General features: G+C 71.1%; 17 protein-coding genes and 4 pseudogenes. 14 read left to right on the forward strand and 7 right to left on the reverse strand.

Annotation, left to right across the window (positions count from 1 at the left end):
• Window positions 1-67: 67 nt before the first annotated feature.
• A pseudogene (locus LP418_RS33515) lies at window positions 68-151 on the forward strand (DUF3817 domain-containing protein); the annotation flags it as partial.
• 293 nt (window positions 152-444) lie between these two features.
• Here LP418_RS33515 and LP418_RS33520 read toward each other — a convergent pair.
• Both LP418_RS33520 and LP418_RS14610 read right to left on the reverse strand, forming a co-directional pair.
• On the reverse strand, window positions 445-534 hold the full coding sequence (locus tag LP418_RS33520) for a hypothetical protein (RefSeq protein WP_442940271.1): 90 nt from the start codon (window positions 532-534) through the stop codon (window positions 445-447).
• 189 nt (window positions 535-723) lie between these two features.
• Window positions 724-1,845, reverse strand: a complete 1,122-nt coding sequence (locus LP418_RS14610; RefSeq protein WP_257956823.1) for a glycoside hydrolase domain-containing protein — start codon at window positions 1,843-1,845, stop codon at window positions 724-726.
• Between the two features lie 151 nt (window positions 1,846-1,996).
• Here LP418_RS14610 and purL point away from each other — a divergent pair.
• A pseudogene (purL, locus tag LP418_RS14615) lies at window positions 1,997-4,278 on the forward strand (phosphoribosylformylglycinamidine synthase subunit PurL).
• Between the two features lie 185 nt (window positions 4,279-4,463).
• Here the strand turns inward: purL and LP418_RS14620 are convergent.
• Together LP418_RS14620 and LP418_RS14625 are read right to left on the reverse strand one after the other, a co-directional pair.
• Entirely contained in the window at window positions 4,464-4,586 is a 123-nt protein-coding gene (locus LP418_RS14620) for a hypothetical protein (RefSeq protein WP_257956824.1), read from the reverse strand.
• Window positions 4,549-5,907: a M28 family peptidase gene (locus LP418_RS14625; protein WP_257956825.1), complete on the reverse strand. Its 1,359-nt coding sequence runs from the start codon at window positions 5,905-5,907 to the stop codon at window positions 4,549-4,551. Before LP418_RS14625 ends, LP418_RS14620 begins: the two co-directional genes overlap by 38 nt.
• A 352-nt stretch (window positions 5,908-6,259) precedes the next feature.
• Here LP418_RS14625 and LP418_RS14630 point away from each other — a divergent pair, with 352 nt between their 5' ends.
• On the forward strand, window positions 6,260-6,985 hold the full coding sequence (locus LP418_RS14630; protein ID WP_257956826.1) for an alpha/beta hydrolase family protein: 726 nt from the start codon (window positions 6,260-6,262) through the stop codon (window positions 6,983-6,985).
• On the opposite strand, the gene LP418_RS14635 is transcribed toward LP418_RS14630, so the two are convergent.
• The gene (locus LP418_RS14635; protein WP_257956827.1) at window positions 6,966-7,673 is read right to left on the reverse strand and encodes a hypothetical protein; all 708 of its coding nucleotides are present in this window, start codon (window positions 7,671-7,673) and stop codon (window positions 6,966-6,968) included. The two genes, LP418_RS14630 and LP418_RS14635, sit on opposite strands and share 20 nt — an antisense overlap.
• 42 nt (window positions 7,674-7,715) lie before the next feature.
• On the opposite strand from LP418_RS14635, the gene LP418_RS14640 reads away from it, so the two are divergent.
• The 11 genes and pseudogenes from LP418_RS14640 to LP418_RS14690 all read left to right on the forward strand — a co-directional run bounded on the left by LP418_RS14640 (window position 7,716) and on the right by LP418_RS14690 (window position 17,851).
• Entirely contained in the window at window positions 7,716-8,075 is a 360-nt protein-coding gene (locus LP418_RS14640; RefSeq protein ID WP_257956828.1) for a sterol carrier family protein, read from the forward strand.
• A gap of 1 nt (window position 8,076) precedes the next feature.
• Window positions 8,077-10,275 carry a M20/M25/M40 family metallo-hydrolase gene (locus tag LP418_RS14645; protein WP_257956829.1) on the forward strand — a complete coding sequence of 733 codons (2,199 nt, stop codon included), beginning with the start codon at window positions 8,077-8,079 and terminating at the stop codon, window positions 10,273-10,275.
• Window positions 10,276-10,291: 16 nt separating this feature from the next.
• Complete coding sequence (locus LP418_RS14650) at window positions 10,292-10,648, forward strand: hypothetical protein (protein ID WP_257956830.1); 357 nt, start codon at window positions 10,292-10,294, stop codon at window positions 10,646-10,648.
• Window positions 10,649-10,719: 71 nt separating this feature from the next.
• A complete protein-coding gene (locus LP418_RS14655) occupies window positions 10,720-11,862 on the forward strand; it encodes a PucR family transcriptional regulator (protein ID WP_257956831.1) in 1,143 nt (380 codons plus the stop codon).
• Between the two features lie 163 nt (window positions 11,863-12,025).
• Window positions 12,026-12,754, forward strand: a complete 729-nt coding sequence (locus LP418_RS14660) for a molybdopterin cofactor-binding domain-containing protein (RefSeq protein WP_257956832.1) — start codon at window positions 12,026-12,028, stop codon at window positions 12,752-12,754.
• A gap of 16 nt (window positions 12,755-12,770) precedes the next feature.
• Window positions 12,771-13,475, forward strand: a complete 705-nt coding sequence (locus tag LP418_RS14665; protein ID WP_257956833.1) for a molybdopterin cofactor-binding domain-containing protein — start codon at window positions 12,771-12,773, stop codon at window positions 13,473-13,475.
• A 119-nt stretch (window positions 13,476-13,594) separates the two neighbouring features.
• Window positions 13,595-14,371, forward strand: coding sequence for a molybdopterin cofactor-binding domain-containing protein (locus tag LP418_RS14670; protein WP_257956834.1), 777 nt, complete (start codon window positions 13,595-13,597; stop codon window positions 14,369-14,371).
• Complete coding sequence (locus LP418_RS14675) at window positions 14,364-14,858, forward strand: (2Fe-2S)-binding protein (RefSeq protein WP_257956835.1); 495 nt, start codon at window positions 14,364-14,366, stop codon at window positions 14,856-14,858. The genes LP418_RS14670 and LP418_RS14675 overlap by 8 nt, the downstream gene beginning before the upstream one ends.
• A gap of 116 nt (window positions 14,859-14,974) precedes the next feature.
• Window positions 14,975-16,445 (forward strand): annotated as a pseudogene (purF, locus tag LP418_RS14680) (amidophosphoribosyltransferase).
• A 16-nt stretch (window positions 16,446-16,461) separates the two neighbouring features.
• Window positions 16,462-17,520, forward strand: a pseudogene (purM, locus tag LP418_RS14685) (phosphoribosylformylglycinamidine cyclo-ligase).
• A 145-nt stretch (window positions 17,521-17,665) separates the two neighbouring features.
• Window positions 17,666-17,851: a DUF3073 domain-containing protein gene (locus LP418_RS14690; protein ID WP_257956836.1), complete on the forward strand. Its 186-nt coding sequence runs from the start codon at window positions 17,666-17,668 to the stop codon at window positions 17,849-17,851.
• Window positions 17,852-17,921: 70 nt separating this feature from the next.
• Here LP418_RS14690 and LP418_RS14695 read toward each other — a convergent pair whose 3' ends face one another.
• Together LP418_RS14695 and LP418_RS30935 are read right to left on the reverse strand one after the other, a co-directional pair.
• Complete coding sequence (locus LP418_RS14695; RefSeq protein WP_336275998.1) at window positions 17,922-18,362, reverse strand: hypothetical protein; 441 nt, start codon at window positions 18,360-18,362, stop codon at window positions 17,922-17,924.
• Window positions 18,253-18,996 carry a Glu/Leu/Phe/Val dehydrogenase dimerization domain-containing protein gene (locus LP418_RS30935; RefSeq protein ID WP_336275999.1) on the reverse strand — a complete coding sequence of 248 codons (744 nt, stop codon included), beginning with the start codon at window positions 18,994-18,996 and terminating at the stop codon, window positions 18,253-18,255. The genes LP418_RS14695 and LP418_RS30935 overlap by 110 nt, the downstream gene beginning before the upstream one ends.
• Between the last annotated feature and the right edge of the window lie 66 nt (window positions 18,997-19,062).

The following is a 19,062-nucleotide window of genomic DNA, read 5'->3' on the forward strand; positions in this document are numbered from 1 at the left end:
TCCGCGCAGCCTGTTCCGCACGCTCGCCGTCGCCGAGGCGTTCACCCGGGCCGGCCTGCTGTTCGGCATGTTCCTGAAGTACGTCACCGAGACCACCGAGCTCGGCGTCCGCATCTTCGGCATGGTCCACGGCGTCGTCTTCATCGCCTACTGCACGGTGACCGTGATCGTGGCGATCGACCAGCGCTGGTCGCTGCCGCGCACCTTGCTCGGCCCTGGTCGCCGCGGTGCCGCCGTTCGCCACGCTCCTCTTCGAGGTGTACGCCGACCGCCGCGGCCTGCTCGGGACGGAGTGGCTCTCCCGCGCGGACAGCCCGACGGCCCTGCAACGCGCGGTCTGCTGGCTGCTGCGCCACTACCAGCTTGCGGTCGGCCTGCTCGTGGTGGCCGTCGGCGTGCTCACCGCCGCCGCGCTGGTCGTCGGCCCGCCTGTCTGAAAGTGGGTCAGAAACGACCCTTGGCCAACATCTCCCGTGTCGCCGCATCGGGTGTGCCGCTGGCCGCGGTGCCGACCCGGGTCTGATAGGCAATCAGCGCTGAGCGCGTTGCCTCGTCGAAGACGCCCGTGACCTCGACGCTGGCGCGCCGCGGTCAGTGCTCGCTGCACCCGGGAGACCGCTGGGCCGGTGGCGTTCATGTCCAGCACCGGGCGTTCCCGGCCGGCGAGCAGCGCGACCCAGTGCTTGCGGCGCCGGGTGCGGGTCGGGGCGAAGCCGCGCGACTTCATCCACGCTCCGGCGGCCCTGCGGGTCGCGCGGTCGTAGTCACCGTCCAGCTTGCCGACGTACCGCTTCTTCTCCTTGAGCAGGCACTGCAGCGCGAGGGTGCGGGGCTCGGCTGGCGGCCTTCGGCTTGAGTGTGTAGTAGGCCGGGAAGTCGACCCGGGTGCCGGCGCAGTGCGTCTCGGGCACGCGTGTCGGCATGGGCGGGGGAGGCGGAGGCGGTGCGGCGCCCGAACCGCTGAGCTCGAGGTAGTTGCTGTCGATGTTGATCGTGACCCCGCCCCGGGTCTCTGTTGTGGCCGCCCTTGAACTGCTTCATCCGGCCGCCCGGACGCCAGCCGTCCTCGGCGATGTAGCTCGTCGACGTGTTGGCGACGCCGTCCCAGCGCGGATCCAGATGCGGTCGGGCAGTGCGAAGGCACCGGGCACGGTCAGCCGGGCGTCGTCGAGCATCTTGATGCCGGAGCTCGCGCTGGAGTAGAACCCGGCGACGTAGCCGAGCTCCTTGGTCCGGGTGACCCACGAGCTGACGAAGGCCAGCGCCGACTCGCGGCAGTGGGTGTTGCCCGTGGTCGAAGGCCTCCGGGTCGTACCACAGCGTGCTGCCCGGACCGATGCCCAGCGCCGCGGCGTCAGTGGCGTTCTTGTCGGCCTCGACGACGCCCTGCGCGCGAGCCGCCGCATAGCTGCCGTCCGGCGACGGGCTGATCTTGAAGTCGTCGGCATAGCGCGGGAAGCGCGAGAGGCAGGAGGCCTGGGGGCCGAGGGCGATCGGCAGGAGTCGCCAGCCGCGCGAGACCCGGGTCGCGACCCGGGTGGGCGAGAGATTGGGCTGGGTCCGGCAGGCGCGGGAGTCGCCCGAGATGTAGATGCCGACGGCGCGGAAGGGGGAGTGGGTGATCCACGCATCCATGGCGGACTGGGTCGGCGCCACGCACTGGTCGAAGCCGAGGCCGGTGAAGTCGCCGGGCGTCGAGGCGGCGACCATCGCGGCGCTCACCTTCGCCCCGGCCAGCTCGGCGACCGCGTCCCGCGAGTCGCCGGGGTCCATGATCCGGATCGCGCAGACACCCGGGGTGACGACGAGCAGGGCCGTGCTCAGGACAAGGACGGTTCGACGCATGGTCGTGACTCCGGGGAGCTGGGGAAGGTTGGGTCGCGAATGCGCATCCTACGTCCCACCAGTCACTTTCGTCACAGGTTCGCGCCCATCCGTGCGCCGCCGTGCGGACGCGGCAGCGCGAGTCGTCGCGCGCCTTAGTAGATTGACGCCCGTGTCAGAGACCCAGCAGGCCCCCCGCACGAGCACCCTCGACACCGTGGCCGTCGCCTCCGGTGATCCCGAGCGGGAGCAGCCCCGGGCCGAGCTCGGCCTGAAGGCGGATGAGTACGCCACCATCCGCGAGATCCTCGGGCGCCGCCCCACGAGCAGCGAGCTCGCGATGTACAGCGTCATGTGGTCCGAGCACTGCTCCTACAAGTCGAGCAAGGTGCACCTCAAGCAGTTCGGCGAGGTCCCGCAGGAGACCCCGATCGGCAAGATGCTGGCCGGCATCGGAGAGAACGCCGGCGTCATCGACATCGGCCGGGGGCTATGCGGTCTCGTTCAAGGTCGAGTCGCACAACCACCCGTCCTACGTCGAGCCCTACCGGGGGTGCGGCGACCGGCGTCGGCGGCATCGTCCGCGACATCCCGGCGATGGGCGCTCGCCCCGTCGCAGTCATGGACCCGCTGCGCTTCGGCCCGCTCGACGCTCCCGACACCCACCGCGTGCTGCCCGGGATCGTCGCCGGCGTCGGCGGCTACGGCAACTGCCTCGGCACGGCCAACATCGGTGGCGAGGTCGTCTTCGACGCGACCTACGCCGGCAACCCGCTCGTCAACGCCCCGGGCCTCGGCGTCCTGCGCCATGAGGACCTGCACCTCGCGAAGGCGGCCGGCGAGGGCAACCTCGTCATCCTGTACGGCGCCCGCACCGGCGGCGACGGCATCGGTGGCGTGTCCATCCCGGCGTCCGAGACGTTCGAGTCGACCGGTCCCGCGAAGCGCCCCAGCGTGCAGGTCGGCGACCCCTTCATGGAGAAGCTGCTCATCGAGTGCACGCTCGAGCTCTTCGCCGCCGGCGTCGTCAACGGCATCCGGGACCTCGGTGGCGCGGGCCTGTCGTGCGCCACCTCCGAGCTGGCCTCGGCCGGTGACGGCGGCATGCACTGCGACCCGGAGCGGGTCCCGCTGCGCGACTCGACGCTGGCTCCCGAAGAGATCCTGATGAGCGAGTCGCAGGAACGCATGATGGCGGTCGTCGAGCCGCACCACGTCGAGGAGTTCCTCGCGATCTGCGCCAAGTGGGAGGTCGAGGCAGCCGTGATCGGCGAGGTCACCACCACCGGTCGCCTCGAGATCGACTGGCACGGCGAGCGCATCGTCGACGTGCCTCCCGCCTCCGTCGCGCACGACGGCCCGACCTATCACCGTCCCTTCGCCCGCCCCGCCCGGCAGGACGCCCTGCAGGCCGACGCGGCGGAGGCGCTCCCGCGCCCCACGAGCGGCGACGAGCTCGCGGCGACGCTGAAGACCATGGTCGCCAGCCCCAACCTCTGCGACAAGTCCCGGGTCACCGACCAGTACGACCGCTACGTCCGCGGCAACACGGTCCTGTCCCAGCCCGAGGACGGCGGCATGATCCGCATCGACGACGAGACCAACCTCGGCGTCGCACTGTCCACCGACTGCAACGGACGCTTCGCGAAGCTCGACCCCTACACCGGTGCCCAGCTCGCGTTCGTCGAGTCCTACCGCAACGTGTCCACCGTCGGTGCCACCCCGATGGCGATGAGCGACTGCCTCAACTTCGGCTCCCCGGAGGACCCCGACGTGATGTGGCAGTTCGCCGAGGCCTGCCGCGGCCTCAAGGACGCCTGCCTCGAGCTCGGCATCCCGGTGACCGGCGGCAACGTCAGCCTCTACAACCAGACCGGCGACACGGCGATCCTGCCGACCCCGGTGGTGGCGATCCCGGGCGTCATTGAGGACGTCACGCGGCGTACGCCGAGTGGCTTCCCGGCTGCGGGCGAGCGCGTCTTCGTGCTCGGCGAGACCCGCGAGGAGCTCTCCGGCTCGGAATGGGCGCACGTCATCCACGGACACCTCGGTGGCCTGCCGCCGCAGATCGACCTCGGTGCCGAGCGGGCGCTGTCCACACTGCTCGTCGAGGCTTCGCGCGATTCAGTTGTCACCAGTGCCCATGACCTGTCCGACGGCGGACTGGCTCAGGCCCCGGCGGAGTCCTCCTTCCGCAACGGGGTGGGTGTCTCGGTGGCTCTGCCGGGCGACCCGTTCGTCGCCCTCTTCTCCGAATCCGCTGCTCGGGCCATCGTGACGGTGACCACCGACAACGCCGACGCGCTCGTCGCGCTGGCCGAGAAGCACGGCGTCCCGGTCACGGCGATCGGACAGACCGGCGGCGACACGATCGCCGTCGAGGGGCAGTTCGAGGTCCCCGTCGCCGAGCTCCGCGCCGCCCGGTCCGCGACCCTGCCCGCTGCCCCGGGCTGACGAGGAGATCCGCAGGGTCCTTCCGGCCAGCCCTTCCCGCGCCTCGGTGGGGTAGTTAAGTGAGAGTTTGTCGTCCTCCGACGAAAACACCACAAACTCTCACGTAACTACACCGGCCCCGGTGTCAGCACGAGGAAGGGCCCCCGCCGAGGCGGGGGCCCTTCGCCGTACAGGAGTGACGTGCGTCAGATCGACGGCAGGTCGTGCTCGTCGTCGTGCAGGCCGCCGCCACCGGGCGTGCCGTCACCGTGCGCTCCGCCGACCACCGGCTCACTGAGCGAGCTGAGGGAGTTGGCGTAGGTGAGCACGGCGTGCGCCATCGCGTCGGAGTTGAAGTCGATCGCGTCGGCGTTGACGTTGGCGATCGTGTCGCAGGCAGCGTGGTAGCAGGAGTCGTAGGAGACGCCGGCGACGCCGCCGAACAGCTCGGCCTTGGGACGGGGTCTTGACGCCCTCGGCCCCGGTGAACAGGCCACCCGCGGGAATGCCCTTGGCGATGAACGGGCCGTAGTCGCTACGACCGCTGAACGGGGTCTCGGCCGACGGCAGGTCCTGCGAGCCGAAGTAGTCGTGGAACAGCTTCTCGATCGCCCCGGAGCCCTCAGGACCCTGAGCCGCGCCCGGGCCGACAGGGAATGCCGAGTTGTCGCCGTCGTAGACGAACAGCGCGTAGTTGGGCGAGCCGACCATGTCGAAGTTGAGGTAGAGCGCGGTCTTCTTCAGCATGGACGGCTTGTTGGCCGCGAGGTCGTTGATGTAGTGGTTGGAGCCCAGCAGGCCGAGCTCCTCAGCACCCCACCACGAGAAGCGGATGCGGTTGGGAGTCTTGGTGGTGGCGATCTGCTCGGCGACCTCGAGGAGGGCGGCGGAGCCGGAGCCGTTGTCGTTGATGCCCGGCCCGGCCACCACGCTGTCGAGGTGGGCACCCGCGTGGACCGTGGTCTCCCTCTCGCCGGTCTTGGTGTCGGCGTGGACGTTCCGGGTCTGGCGGATCTCGGACTCGGTGCTGGCGACGATGTGCGCCGTGCCGCCGTCGGCCAGCGAGGACCCGATGGCGTAGCTGGTGCCCAGCGACGGGACCGTCCCGACCGGCGAGCCGAGGGTGCCGCCGAAGGCTGGGGCGCCCGGGTTGGTGTTCATCACGATCACCGCCGAGGCGCCCGCGTCCCGGGCATTGACGACCTTGATCGCGAAGGCGCAGCTGCCACGGCGGACCGGGGCGATGTTGCCGCTCGTGAAGCCAGTGAAGTCAGCCGCCTCGCAGCCGCTGGTGGACGTGCCGCCCGGGTTGAGGTCGACCGCCCGGACGGTGCCGGTGGCGTCGCCCGAGCCGGAGTAGGTCATGAGGGCGAAGTCCGTGCCGTCGACGTAGGACGCGGCCGTCGGCGCGGTCACGTCGAAGGTTGCCGTCTCGAGCTGTCGGTAGAAGGGAAAGTCGAAGGCTCGGACCGTCGGGCTGTAGCCCGCGGCCTTCAGCTTGCTCACGACGTAGTCCTTCGACGCGGCGTAGCCGGGAGTGCCGGAGGCGCGAGTGCCGTCGTTGTCGTCGGCGATGGCCCGGAGCTCGTCCGGGTGCGCCATCACGCCCTCGGGGGTGACGGCGGCGCGCAGCGCGGCCGAGGTGGACACCGGGTCGGGGGTCTCCCCGGTGGCGGCGGTCAGGGGCGACGAGCGCTGCGGTGGCGAGCGCTGCTGTCGAGGCGATGGCCGGGAACGCGGTGCGGGTGGGCCGCGAAGTCCTGCGTGGGGCGTGCAACATGTGGATCCTCTCCGAGGGAAACAACCCGGGTGGTCCCGGGCACGAGGGAAACCTAGGTGTGACACACGCCACTGGCAAGAGGGCGGCTCGATAGGGTCGACGTCGATGCCTGTCGTGACTCGGCGCGCCGCACTGGCGGCCGCCGCACTCCTCCCGATTGCTGCCGCCTGCGCGAGCAGCGGCAGCCCCGACCCGAGCAAGAGATCACCCGGAGGCGACTCGATGCCCACCCGTCTGACCTACGGCCGGGACCCGTCCCAGTGGGTCGACCGCCTCGACCCCGAGGGCCCGAGCCGAGGCACGGTCGTCGTCATCCACGGCGGCTTCTGGCAGGCGAGGTATGCGGCCGACCTCGGCGCGACGCTGGCCGCGGACCCGGCCTCGCGGGGCTGGACGGCGCTGAACGTCGAGTACAGGCGAGTCGGCAACGGTGGCGGGTTCCCGTCGACCTTCGACGACATCCACGCGGCCATCAACCCGGTCGAGGGCGAAGGGCCCGTCGTCACGCTCGGCCACTCCGCCGGCGGTCACCTCGCGGCTCGGGCGGCCGCCCGCCAGCGCTTCGACGAGTGGGCCGGCGGCGTCGAGGTCACCCACGTGGTGTCGCAGGCCGGCGTGCTCGACCTGACGTCGGCGTACGACCAGAATCTTGGCGGGGGAGCGGTGCAGAGCCTGATGGGCGTCGCGCCCGACGACCCCGCCTATGACCTGACCGATCCGGCGCGGCAGGTCCCGCTCGACGTACCGGTGTGGTGCCTGCATGCAAGCGACGACCGGGCGGTGCCGATCAGCCAGTCCGAGGGTTATGTCCGGGCCGCGACCGAGGCCGGAGCCACGGCCGAGCTGATCGAGGTCAGTGGTGGCCACTTCGACCTGATCGACACCGGCACGGACGCGTGGCGCGCGATCGTCGACGTGCTCGACCTGATCAGTCCGGCAGCAGGCTGATCTTCTGCCAGATCTTGCGCGACATCCCGGTGGTCAGGGTCTCGACCGTGCTCACGGTGTCGAGGACGACCGGGTCGCGTGACTCCTCCGCGCACAGCGCGGCAACCTTGCCGATGAGGCTGAGCAGCTCTGAGCAGTAGTCGAGGTAGTGCTCCATGCCGGCCCGGTCGAGGTCGAGGTCAGCAGACGCGGGCGTCGGCGTGAAGTCGGCGCGCAGCCGCTCGGGATCCTTCGTCAGCTGGTGCATGTCGACGATGTGCGCCAGCGAGCGCAGCCGGTGCAGCAGACCGAGCAGCTGTCCGCGCTCGACCCGGTTGGGCAGGGCGTGCAGGAAGAAGACGGCGATCGCGGCAAAGACCGGGTCGTTGATCGCGCTCTCGATCAACGGCAGCCAGTCGACCGAGCTGTCCACGAGCTCGGCGTCCTGCATGGCCGGGGCGAAGGCGACGATCGACGCGAGTACGACGACGGCGATCCCCATCCGGGACGCCCACCTGATCCAGTGCAACCGAGCACGAGCGCCCGCGGCACCGACGGACACGTCATGCGCCAGTGTCGTCAGCTCGCCCGCGACCCGGGCCAGCCCCCGCGTGGGGAAGCGCGCCTCGATCCGCGCGCTGAGCCGTGCGACCGTCGCCTGCACCGCCGATGACGACAGGCGCTCCAGCGACGGCGATTCCCCGGTCATGCGGGTCAGCGTAGGGGCGGAGGCGCGGACTAGGGTGCAGCCGTGCCCGTCCGACTCCGCCCCGCCGACCCGGATGCGGTCGCGCAGGCGTTGGAGCAGCGGACGGCAGCCGACGACAGGCTGCTGACCAAGCACTTCTCGGCCGTGCTCGCCGAACGAGCACCGGGCAGCTCCGTCGAGGTCCGCGTTCCGCCGTACGCCGCAGCGCAGGTCATCCCCGGCGTGCGACACACCCGGGGCACACCGCCCGCGGTGATCGAGACCGATGCCGCGACCCGGATCGCGCTGGCCACCGGCGACCTCGAGTGGGAGACGGCGATCGGCAGCGGCCGGATCATCGCCAGTGGCGAGCGCACCGACCTGACGGCGTACCTCCCCCTGACAGACACGAAGAAGGACTGACATGCTCCGCTCCCTCGGTTTCCGCACCGACCTGCGCCTGCTCGAGATGACGGGCAGCCGGGTCGAGGACCGCGGAACGCACCTCGTGATCCGCACGCCGGCCAACCCGACCTACTTCTGGGGCAACTTCCTGCTGCTCAGGCAGCTGCCCGTGCCCGGTGGTGAGCGCGAGGTGATCGGGGCGTTCCACACGGAGTTCCCCGAGGCCGAGCACGTGAGCATCGGGGTCGACAGCGTCGACGACCTGACCGAGCAGCTGCAGGCCTTCGTCGACGCCGGCATGGAGGCCGACGTCGGCACCGTCCTGACCGCCGGATCCCTCATGGAGCCGCGGCCCGTCGCCGATGGCGTCGTGATCCGGGCGCTGGAGAGCGACGACGACTGGGAGCAGCGGGCGCAGCTGGCCAACGTCCTCTACCCGAGGACCGAGGACGGGTTGGCGCTGACGTTCGCCCGGCGCAAGAACGATGCGGAGCGGGCGCTGGTCGCCAACGGCGTCGGCCAGCGGTTCGGTGCGTTCGTCGACGACGAGCTCGTCACCACGGCCGCCGTCTTCGTGACGCACGCCGGCGTCGCGCGCTACCAGACCGTCGAGACCCACCCCGAGCACCGCCGGCAGGGGCTGGCCGCGGCGGTGGTGCACGCTGCCGGCGCGCACGCGCTTGCGGTGTACAAGCTCGAGAAGCTGGTGATCGCGGCCGACGCCGACGGCGACGCGATCCGCATCTACCGCGGCCTCGGATTCAAGGACGTCGAGCGGCACAACACCACGGAGCGTCGCCCCTCCTCCCCGGGCGTGACGCGCGGGACCGTCCAGTTGCGAGAGTGGCTGGATGGTCCGGACAGTCGGTGTCGAGGAGGAGCTGCTGCTGGTCGAGCCAGAGAGCGGTCGGCTGCTCTCCGTCGCCGACAGCGTGCTGCGCGACACGCAGTCGACCGAGCGGGCAACCCATCGAGCTCGGCCCGGAGCCCGACGGCCGGCCCGTCCTTCGCCCCGACCCGGACGAGGGCGCCACCTTCGGGCAACGGTTCGTGGTCGAGCCCCAGCGCCGTGACCATCGCGGTCACCGTGTCCGCCTCGTCGCCGCCCACCCGGGGGTCGGCATGGAGGTCGCGGCGCAGGGCGACGCAGGCCGCCCGCTGCTCGGCGAGCAGGCCGAAAAGTCCGACGACGCGGTCCGGGGTCCAGCCCCGGCTCATGCTCGGCAGCCTAGCCATGGCTAGGGTGCGTGACATGACGATCGACATCCGCGCCAAGCTCGCCGAGGTCCTCCCCGGCCTTCGTTCCGACCTCGAGGACTCGGTCCGCATCGAGTCCGTCAGCGCCGACCCGGCTCGCGCCGGTGAGGTCGAGCGCAGCGCCGAGCTGACCGAGTCACTGTTCAAGGCCGAGGCCTTCGAGACCGAGATCGTGCGCGCCTTCGACGGCGCCCCGCCGGCGGTCATCGCCAAGAAGGCCGGACCCGAGGGCGCGCCCACCGTGCTGCTCTACGCCCACCATGACGTGCAGCCCGAGAACGACCACGCCGACTGGGACTCGCCGCCCCGGGAGCCCACCGAGCGTGGCGACCGCCTCTACGGCCGCGGTGCCGCCGACGACAAGGCCGGCATCGCCGCCCACCTCGGCGCCGTCCGGATCTTCGGCGACGAGCTGCCCGTCAACCTCGTCATGTTCATCGAGGGCGAGGAGGAGGTCGGCTCCGACACCCCGGTCGAGCTGCTCAACACCTACAAGGACCGCCTCGCGGCCGACGTCATCGTGATCGCCGACTCCGGCAACTGGGACATCGGCGAGCCCGCGCTCACCACCAGCCTGCGCGGCCCGGTCCGGATGGACGTCGAGGTCCGCACGCTCACCCACGCCGTCCACTCCGGCATGTGGGGCGGCCTCGTGCCCGACTCGATCATGACGCTCAGCCGGCTCATCGCCAGCCTGCACGACGACGCCGGCAACCTGCTGATCGAGGGCCTGTTCAGCGGACCCGCGGCCGACGTCGACTACCCTGAGGCCCGCCTCCGTGCGGAGTCCGGTGCCGCCGAGGGCATCGAGTGGATCGGCACCGGCTCGGCCGTCGAGCGCCTGTGGACCCAGCCCGCGCTGAGCATCACCGGCTTCGACGCCCCCAAGGTCGACGGCGCCTCCAACACCCCGGGTCCCCGCCGCCCGCTGCCGCATCAGCCTGCGCGTCGCCCCCGGTGACACCACCGAGAACGCCGTGAAGTGCCTCCGGGCGCACCTCGAGAAGCACGTCCCCCGGGGCGCGACCCTCACCACCGTCGTCGTCGACACCGGCGAGGCCACCCAGATCGACGCGACCGGTCCGGCGTACGACGCAGCGCGGGCCGCCTTCGCCGAGGCGTGGGACGGCACTGAGCCGGTCGACATGGGCGTGGGCGGCTCCATCCCGTTCATCGCCGAGTTCCTCGAGGCGTTCCCGCAGGCGAGCGTGCTCGTCACCGGTGTCGAGGACCCCGACACGCGCGCCCACGGCGCCAACGAGGGCCTTCACCTCGCCGAGTTCGAGAAGGTCGTCCCGGCCGAGGCCTTCCTGCTCCGCAACCCGGGCGGCTGATGGCCATGACGGTGGGCTGACGAGTGCCGCACGCGTTCCCGGACCACCACCGGCGCACGAGGGTGCCCGAGGTGACCGAGCAGCTCGTCCGCACCATCGTCTCCGAGCACCCGGGCTACGAGGGGACCACGGTCCCGATCGAGGACCTGCGGCGCTCGTGCCACGACAACATTGTCAGCGCCCTCGAGCTTCTCGCGATCGCCGTCGGTGATGACAAGCCGCCGCCGCCCGAGAGCGTCCTCTACGACGCCGCGCGCGAGACGGGGCACCGTCGGGCCGACCGGGGGCTGCCGCTGGACGAGCTGCTGCGCTCCTACCGGATGGGCGGCCGGCTCATCTGGGAGGACCTCCTCGGAGAGGCGCTGGCCGACGACCGGCTCGACGCCGACGCCCTGCGCATCATCGGCACCCGCCTGTGGCAGGTGATCGACGAGACGTCGGCGCAGGTCGCCCGGGCCTACCACGCGACAGAGCTGCGGATCGTCCGCGCCGACGAGCAACGCCGTGCCTCCCTGTGGGAGGGCCTGCTGTTCGGGCGCGGGGGCGAACCCGCGTTCGCTCTCGAGGCCTCGCGGATCCTCGACCTCCGGATCGACGGACCGCTGGCCATCGCCGCGGTGGACCACCCGGACCCGGGTGGCGCTGTGGTCGACGACTCGGCCGAACGCTTGCGAGCAGGCGGCATCACCTCCACCCGGCAGCGTCGCGCCGACTGCCACGTGGGGTTCATCCAGCTCGCCAACCCTGACCTTGGCCCCACGCTCGACGTCCTGCGTGCCACTGCCGGCATCGCGGTCGGTGTCTCGTCGGTGGTGCGGGGCATCGGGCGCATCGACGTCGCGTTCCGCGAGGCGCTCACGACCCTGCGCACCATCGAGCCCGACGTCCCGGCCGTCGTGTCCTACGACGAACGGCTGCCCGACGCCCTGCTGCTCGGCTCGCCCCGGGTCGCCCAGCGCCTCGTCAGCGTGTGGCTCGGCGCCGTGCTCGCCCTTCCCGTCGGCGAGCACACCGCACTGCTGGAGACCCCGGAGACTCGGGTCGCGTGCGGCGGCTCCGCGACGCGTACGGCGGAGCGCCTGCCCTGCCACCGCAACACGGTGCTCAACCGGGTCCGCCGGGTGGCCGAGCTGACAGGGCTGCCCCCGGGCGAGGACCCGCCGCCCATGGAGCTCGCGCTCGCCCTGCGAGCGTGGCGTCTGACCCACACCTGAGCGCCCGTTGGGCGGACTGCACAACCTGCGGGGTCGAATGTGAGGCGATCGGCGCATGGCGCCAGCCTGTGACGGGTGACACAGTAGGCGGGTCGGGGGAGGCAAGTCACCCATCGGGACCTCGTCGCACGGGTCCGCGGTGGTCCGCGAAAGGACACCCCCCATGCCCGATCACTCCCCTCGGCTCGTCCCTCTCGACCACGCCGTGCCCCGGCGACGCTTCCTCGGCTACGTCATCGGCGGTGCGACGCTGGTCGCGGCCGCGGACCTCGGCCTGCTCAGCGAGCGGGCCGCTGCGGTCATCCCGACGACGCCCCAGCCGGCCGAGCTCTACGACCTCAACGACGCATTGACCGACGCCGCGCGGCCGACGGCCAACCTGATCACCGTCCAGATCAACGAGGACGGCACGGCCTCCTTCGCGTTGCCACGCGCCGAGGTGGGTCAGGGCATCACGACCTCGAGCGCGATGCTCATCGCCGAGGAGCTCGACCTGCCGCTCGACAAGGTGGTCGTCACCCTCGCGCCTGCGCGGCCCGAGCTGCTCTTCAACCAGCTCACGGGCGGCTCCAACACCACGATTGCCACCTACACACCGATCCGGGTCGCGGCCGCGGTCGCGAAGGCCGCACTCCTCGAGGCCGCCGCGATCGTGCTCGGCGACACCGTGGCCAGCCCGGTCGCGAAGGGTGGGGTCATCTCGGCGCCCGACGGCTCGTCGGTGACCTATGGCGAGCTCGCCGTCCGTGCCGCCAGCAGCACCACCAGAGCGGTCGAGGTCGAGCTCAAGTCGGCCGCGGAGTTCACCGTCATCGGCACCCCGCAGAACCGTGTCGACGCGCTCGCCGCCGTCACCGGCACCAAGGACTTCACCACCGACCTCCCGGGTTGACAACGCGCTGCCGACGATGGTCTGCCGGGCGCCCACGCTGAACGGAACGGCGACCGGGATCCGCAACGAGGCGGCCGTCAAGGCCATGCCGGGCGTGACCCACGTGGCCCTGCTCGACTTCGGCGTCGCCGTACGCGCCCGCACGTTCGGCCAGTGCATCGACGCGGTCAGGGCGTTGGACGTCGTGTGGGCTCCCGGGCCGGTGGCCGGGGAGAGCGACGCGACGATCCCGGGCAAGGTGCGCGCCGCCCAGCTCCCCATGCCGGCGCTGCCGACCAACCCGCTGATCCAGACGGTCACCGGCGACTTCGTCTTCTACTTCCGCAGCAACTCCCCGATGGACACCAACAGCGCCATCGCCGACGTCCGGGCCGACTCCGCCACTGTCTGGGCCGGGCTCAAGTCGCCGATCGTCGCCCAGCAGCGCATCGCCGAGGCGCTCGGCATGGCCGAGGGCCGGGTCAAGGTCAACGTCGTCACCGCCGGTGGCTCGTTCCGGCCGCCGGCTGTTCTTCGACGGGGCGCTCGAGGCGGCCCGCATCTCGCAGGCGATGGGCCAGCCGGTCAAGCTCATGTGGCACCGCGCCGACGACGCCCGCGCCGGTCGCGCCCACCCGCTCGGCACCTGCCGGGTGCAGGCGACCTGTCTCGGTGGCGAGGTGCTGACCTTCAACCAGTCGCTGACCTGCGTGGAGACCGACTACCGCCACGGCCTCGGTGAGCTGCTCACCGCGCGCGGCTCCGACCTCCCCGGCGGCCTCGGCAACCGGGGCTTCGCGCAGACGATCTTCGCCCTGACCCGGGGAGATCCCCTACAACTTCGGGGAGGTCACCCAGACCGTGCTCGAGGTCGACGAGCGCTTCAACACCGGCTCCATGCGCAACATCTACTCACCCGACGTCCGGGTGGCCGCCGAGCTGGTCGTCGACCAGCTCGCCGCGCGCATGAAGATGGATCCGCTGGCCTTCCGGCTCAAGTTCGAGCGCAACGCCCGGCTGCGCGCGGTGCTGCAGAAGGTCGCTGCTGCCGGCGAGTGGGGTCGGGCGATGGCACCCGGTACGGCGCAGGGCATCGCCATCCACAAGGAGTACAAGGGCGTCTCGGCGTGCGTGGTCGAGATCGACACCCGGCCCGCGACCGTGAACCGCTCGATCCCCAACGCCGTGACCGGACCACGGGTGACCCGCGTGACCTACGCGATCGATGCCGGCCGCGTGGTCAACCCGCGTGGCCTCGAGGCCCAGATGCAGGGTGGCATCAACGACGGCATCGCGCTCGCGCTGACCTCGAGCCTGCACCTGCGCGACGGCCACTTCCTTGAGGCGAGCTGGGACAACTACTTCTACACCCGCCAGTGGAACACCCCGCCGCGCGTCGACGTGATCGTGATGCCGTCCGACTCCGAGCAGCCCGGTGGCGCGGGGGAGGCGGGCGTCGCGGCGACCTTCGCGGCCGTGGCCTGTGCCTACGCCCGAGCCACCGGCACGATGCCGACCTCCTTCCCCGATCAACCACGACACCCTGTCCTTCGAGCCGAAGCCGTTCATCCCCCCGATCCCGCAATCGCCGACCAACGGCCTCCAGCTCGCCCGGTGAGGAGACCCACCCATGCCTGAACAGACCTTCATCCTCAACGGCGAGTCCGTGACCGTCGACGTCGAGGACGACGTGCGCCTGCTCTGGGTGCTGCGCGACGTCCCGGGCGTCACCGGACCCAAGTACGGCTGCAGCATCAACGTGTGCAAGGCCTGCACCTCGCACATCAACGGTCGTGCCTTCAACCCGTGCGCCGTGCCGGTGGGCGACCTCCAGCCCGGCGACAAGGTGACCACGATCGAGGGCCTCCCCGAGGAGGTCCCGGCAGTCAAGCGCGGCCAGAACGGTCTGCACCCCATGCAGGAGGCGTGGTTGGCCCGCGACGTCCCGCAGTGCGGCTATTGCCAGCCCGGCCAGATCATGGCGGCCGTCGCGCTCGTCAACAAGACCAAGCGCGAGGGCAGGACGATCACCGACGCCGACCTCGACACGATCCGCAACATCTGCCGCTGCGGCACCTACACGCGCATCCGGGCGGCGATCCGTGACGGCGCGACGAAGATGTGACGCCGTCGAGGGCGACCAGTCCACGCCGACCGGTCGATTCGGGGTCACGGCCAGCCCGGCCGTAGACTGCAGCCCGTGCCCTACGCCCCCCGCACCGCAAGGGCGGCGACGGCCGTTTGACCGCGGCCATCGACCCCCACGACCGGGGCCCGCAGGACGCCTGCGGCGTCTTCGGTGTGTGGGCGCCCGGTGAAGACGTCGCCAAGCTGAGCTACTTCGGCCTCTACGCGCTGCAGCACCGCGGCCGGGAGTCGGCCGGCATCGCGGTCAGCAACGGCCGCCAGATCCCGGTCTACAAGGACATGGGCCCGGTCTCGCAGGTGTTCGACGAGTCGACGCTGGAGTCGCTGAAGGGCCACCGGCCGTCGGCCACGCCCGCTACTCCACCACCGGTGCCAGCACTGGCACAACGCCCAGCCGACCTTCCACCCCACGGCGACGGGGTCCATCGCGCTCGCGCACAACGGCAACCTGATCAACACCGCCGACCTCGCCGAGATGATCAAGGACGACGACCACCTCGACATCCGGATGCCTCCGGCGAGCACCAACGACACCTCGGTCGTCACGCAGCTGCTGGCCCACCACCCCGGCCAGACCGTCGAGGAGCGCGCCGTCGACCTGCTGCCCAAGATCCGGGGTGCCTACTCCTTCGTCTGGATGGACGAGCACACCTTGTACGCCGCACGCGACCCGCAAGGGATCCGACCGCTCGTCCCGGGCCGGCTCGAGCGGGGCTGGGTCGTCGCCTCGGAGACGGCCGCACTCGACATCGTCGGCGCGTCCTTCATCCGGGAGATCGAGCCGGGTGAGCTGATCGCGATCGACGAGGACGGCCTGCGCACGCAGCGGTTCGCCGAGGCGGCCCCGAAGCACTGCCTGTTCGAGTTCGTCTACCTCGCGCGCCCCGACACCATGATGACCGGCAAGCGCGTCCACAGCGTGCGGGTCGAGATCGGCCGCCGCCCGGCCAAGGCGTTCCCCGCCGACGCCGACCTCGTCATCCCCACCCCCGAGTCGGGCACCCCGTCCGCCATCGGCTACGCCGAGGCCTCGGGCATCCCGTACGGCGTGGGGCTGGTCAAGAACTCCTACGTCGGTCGCACCTTCATCCAACCGAGCGAGACCATCCGCCAGCTCGGCATCCGACTCAAGCTCAACCCGCTGCGCGACGTGATCGAGGGCAAGCGTCTCGTTGTCGTCGACGACTCGATCGTGCGTGGCAACACCCAGCGTGCCCTGGTCCGCATGCTGCGCGAAGCGGGCGCCCTCGAGGTGCACGTCCGCATCGCGTCCCCGCCGGTGAAGTGGCCGTGCTTCTACGGCATCGACTTCGCCACGCGCGCGGAGCTGGTCGCCAACGGCCTGACGAACGACGAGATCTGCCGGTCCATCGATGCCGACTCCCCGGGCTACATCGATCTCGACGACCTGATCGAGGCGACCGCGGTCGCCAAGGATGATCTGTGCCGCGCGTGCTTCGACGGCGTCTACCCGATCGAGCTGCCGGACGCCGACCGCCCGGGCAAGCACCTCCTCGAGATGCCGGCCAACGCGACGGCGCTGTCAGTCCTCAACAACCCCTGACCCCGGAGAAGACGACGTGACCCAGCCCGAAGGCGCCTACGCGGCCGCCGGTGTCTCCATCGAGGCGGCCGACCGAGCCATCGACCTGATGAAGGGCTGGGTCGAGAAGGCGCGTCGCCCCGAGATGATCGGCGGGCTCGGCGGCTTCGCCGGCCTCTTCGACGCGAGTGCGCTCACGAAGTACGCCCACCCGCTGCTCGCGACCTCCACCGACGGCGTCGGCACCAAGGTGGCGATCGCGCAGCAGATGGACGTCCACGACACCATCGGCTTCGACCTCGTCGGCATGGTCGTCGACGACCTCGTCGTCTGCGGCGCCGAGCCGCTCTTCATGACCGACTACATCGCCACCGGCCGGGGTCGTGCCCGAGCGGATCGCGGCGATCGTCAAGGGCATTGCCGAGGCGTGCGTGGTCGCCGGGTGTGCGCTCATCGGCGGCGAGACCGCCGAGCACCCCGGACTCCTCGACCCCGACGAGTACGACGTCGCGGGGGCCGCCACCGGCGTCGTGGAGGCCGACAACCTGCTCGGCCCCGGCCGCGTCCGCGCAGGCGACGTGGTGCTCGCCATGGGCTCCAGCGGGCTGCACTCCAACGGCTACTCCCCGGTCCGCCACGTGCTGCTGAACACGGCCGGCTGGGCGCTGGACAAGGACGTCGACGTCCTCGGTCGCACCCCCGGGCGAGGAGCTCCTCGAGCCGACCCGCATCTATGCCAAGGCCTGCACGGACCTCGCGGCCGCCGGCGGCGTGCACGCGATGTCCCACGTGACCGGCGGCGGCCCGGCGGCCAATCTCGAGCGGGTCATGCCGGTCGAGCTCGGCGCGACCCCCGGACCGCGGCTCCCGGGCCCTCCCGCCGGTGTTCTCACTGGTCGCGGAGGTCGGCGGCGTCTCCCGCGCCGACACGGAGGCCACGCTCAACTGTGGCGTCGGGATGGTGGCCATGCTGGATGCCGATTCCGTCGACTCGGCGGTCGAGCTGCTGGCCGGGCACGGCATCCCCGCGTGGGTCGCGGGCGAGGTCAGCGAGGGCGGCGAGGGCCGCGTCACGCTCACCGGCGACCACCGCTGACCGGATTCACGGCCTTTCTCGGCGTTTCACACGCCCCGGCGTGCGGGAACACCCGGGGAGCAGGTAGCGTTGTACCCACGAGAAATTCTTATGGACAGCCCGGGTGCCTTCGTTGCCCCGGCCGATTTGCGAGGGGGCTGACCCTATGGGGCGCGGCCGAGCTAAAGCCAAGCAGACGAAGGTCGCACGCGACCTGAAGTACCGCACTCACGAGACGGACTTCGGTGCGCTCGCCAGCGAGCTGCACGGCGACAGTGGCAAGCAGGATGACCGGGTCGATCCTGAAGTCCTCGAGAAGTGGTCCGACGTCATCGAGCCGTCACGCGACTGACGTCGCACACCGACGCGTGAGCGTCAACCGGACGGCGCGAGTCGTCGCACCATCCGGTTGACGCCTGCCGTCAGGGCAGCCACACCCCGCGCAAGCGACCCACGTCGCGCATGCGGCGCTCGGCGAGCCGATCGGCGGCGATCGCCGGCGGCACGCCATCGGTGCGGGCCAGCTCGAACACCGAGCGCGTGGTCTCGAAGATGCCGCTCGCGCGCTGTTCGGCGCGCTCGAACGAGAAGCCCTCGAGCTCGTCGGCGACCCGGATCAGGCCGCCGGAGTTCACGCAGTAGTCGGGGGCGTAGAGGATGCCGCGGTCCTCGAGCTGCTTCTCGACGCCCGGGTGGGCGAGCTGGTTGTTGGCCGCACCACAGACGATCTTCGCGCTGAGCACGTCGACGACCTCATCGGTCAGGGCACCGCCGAGTGCGCAGGGGGCGTAGACGTCGAGCGCTGACGCGACGAGCGCGTCGGTGTCGGCGACCGCCTGCACCTGCGGGAACTCGTCGCGCACGGCGTCGATCGAGGGCTGGTGCACGTCGGTGACGACGACGGTGGCGCCGTCCTCGACCGGGTGGCGCACGAGGTGGCGACCGACCTTGCCGACGCCGGCGACACCGACGGTGCGACCCGCCAGCGTCGGGGGAGCCCCAGACCTGCTCGGCGGCCGCGCGCATGCCCCGGAACACGCCGTACGCCGTCAGCACCGAGCTGTCCCCGGCGCCGCCGTGCGCCACGGTGCGGCCGGTGACGTAGGAGCACTCGCGCGCGATGTCGTCCATGTCCAAGGAGTTCGTGCCCACGTCGCACGCCGTGTAGTAGCGACCGTTCAGCGACTGGACGAAGCGGCCGTACGCGCGCAGCAGTCCCTCGGTCTTGAGCGTGGCCGGGTCGCCGATGATGACCGCCTTGCCGCCACCGAGGTCGAGGCCGGCGAGCGCGGCCTTGTAGGACATGCCGCGCGAGAGGTTGAGGACGTCCTCGATCGCGGCGTCGGTGGACGCATAGGGGTAGAAGCGGGTGCCGCCGAGAGCGGGTCCCAGTGCGGTGGAGTGGATGGCGATGATCGCCCGGAGGCCGGTCGCCTCGTCGTTGGCGAAGACCACCTGCTCGTGTTCGTGGCCGAGCTCGAAGACGTCTACAGACATGGGTGCTTGTCCTTGTGTGTGAAGGTGCGGCCGCGGGGTGTGCGACCTCATTTCGGTGACCACTGG

This window comes from Nocardioides sp. B-3 (assembly GCF_024703895.1).
GTDB lineage: Bacteria > Actinomycetota > Actinomycetes > Propionibacteriales > Nocardioidaceae > Nocardioides.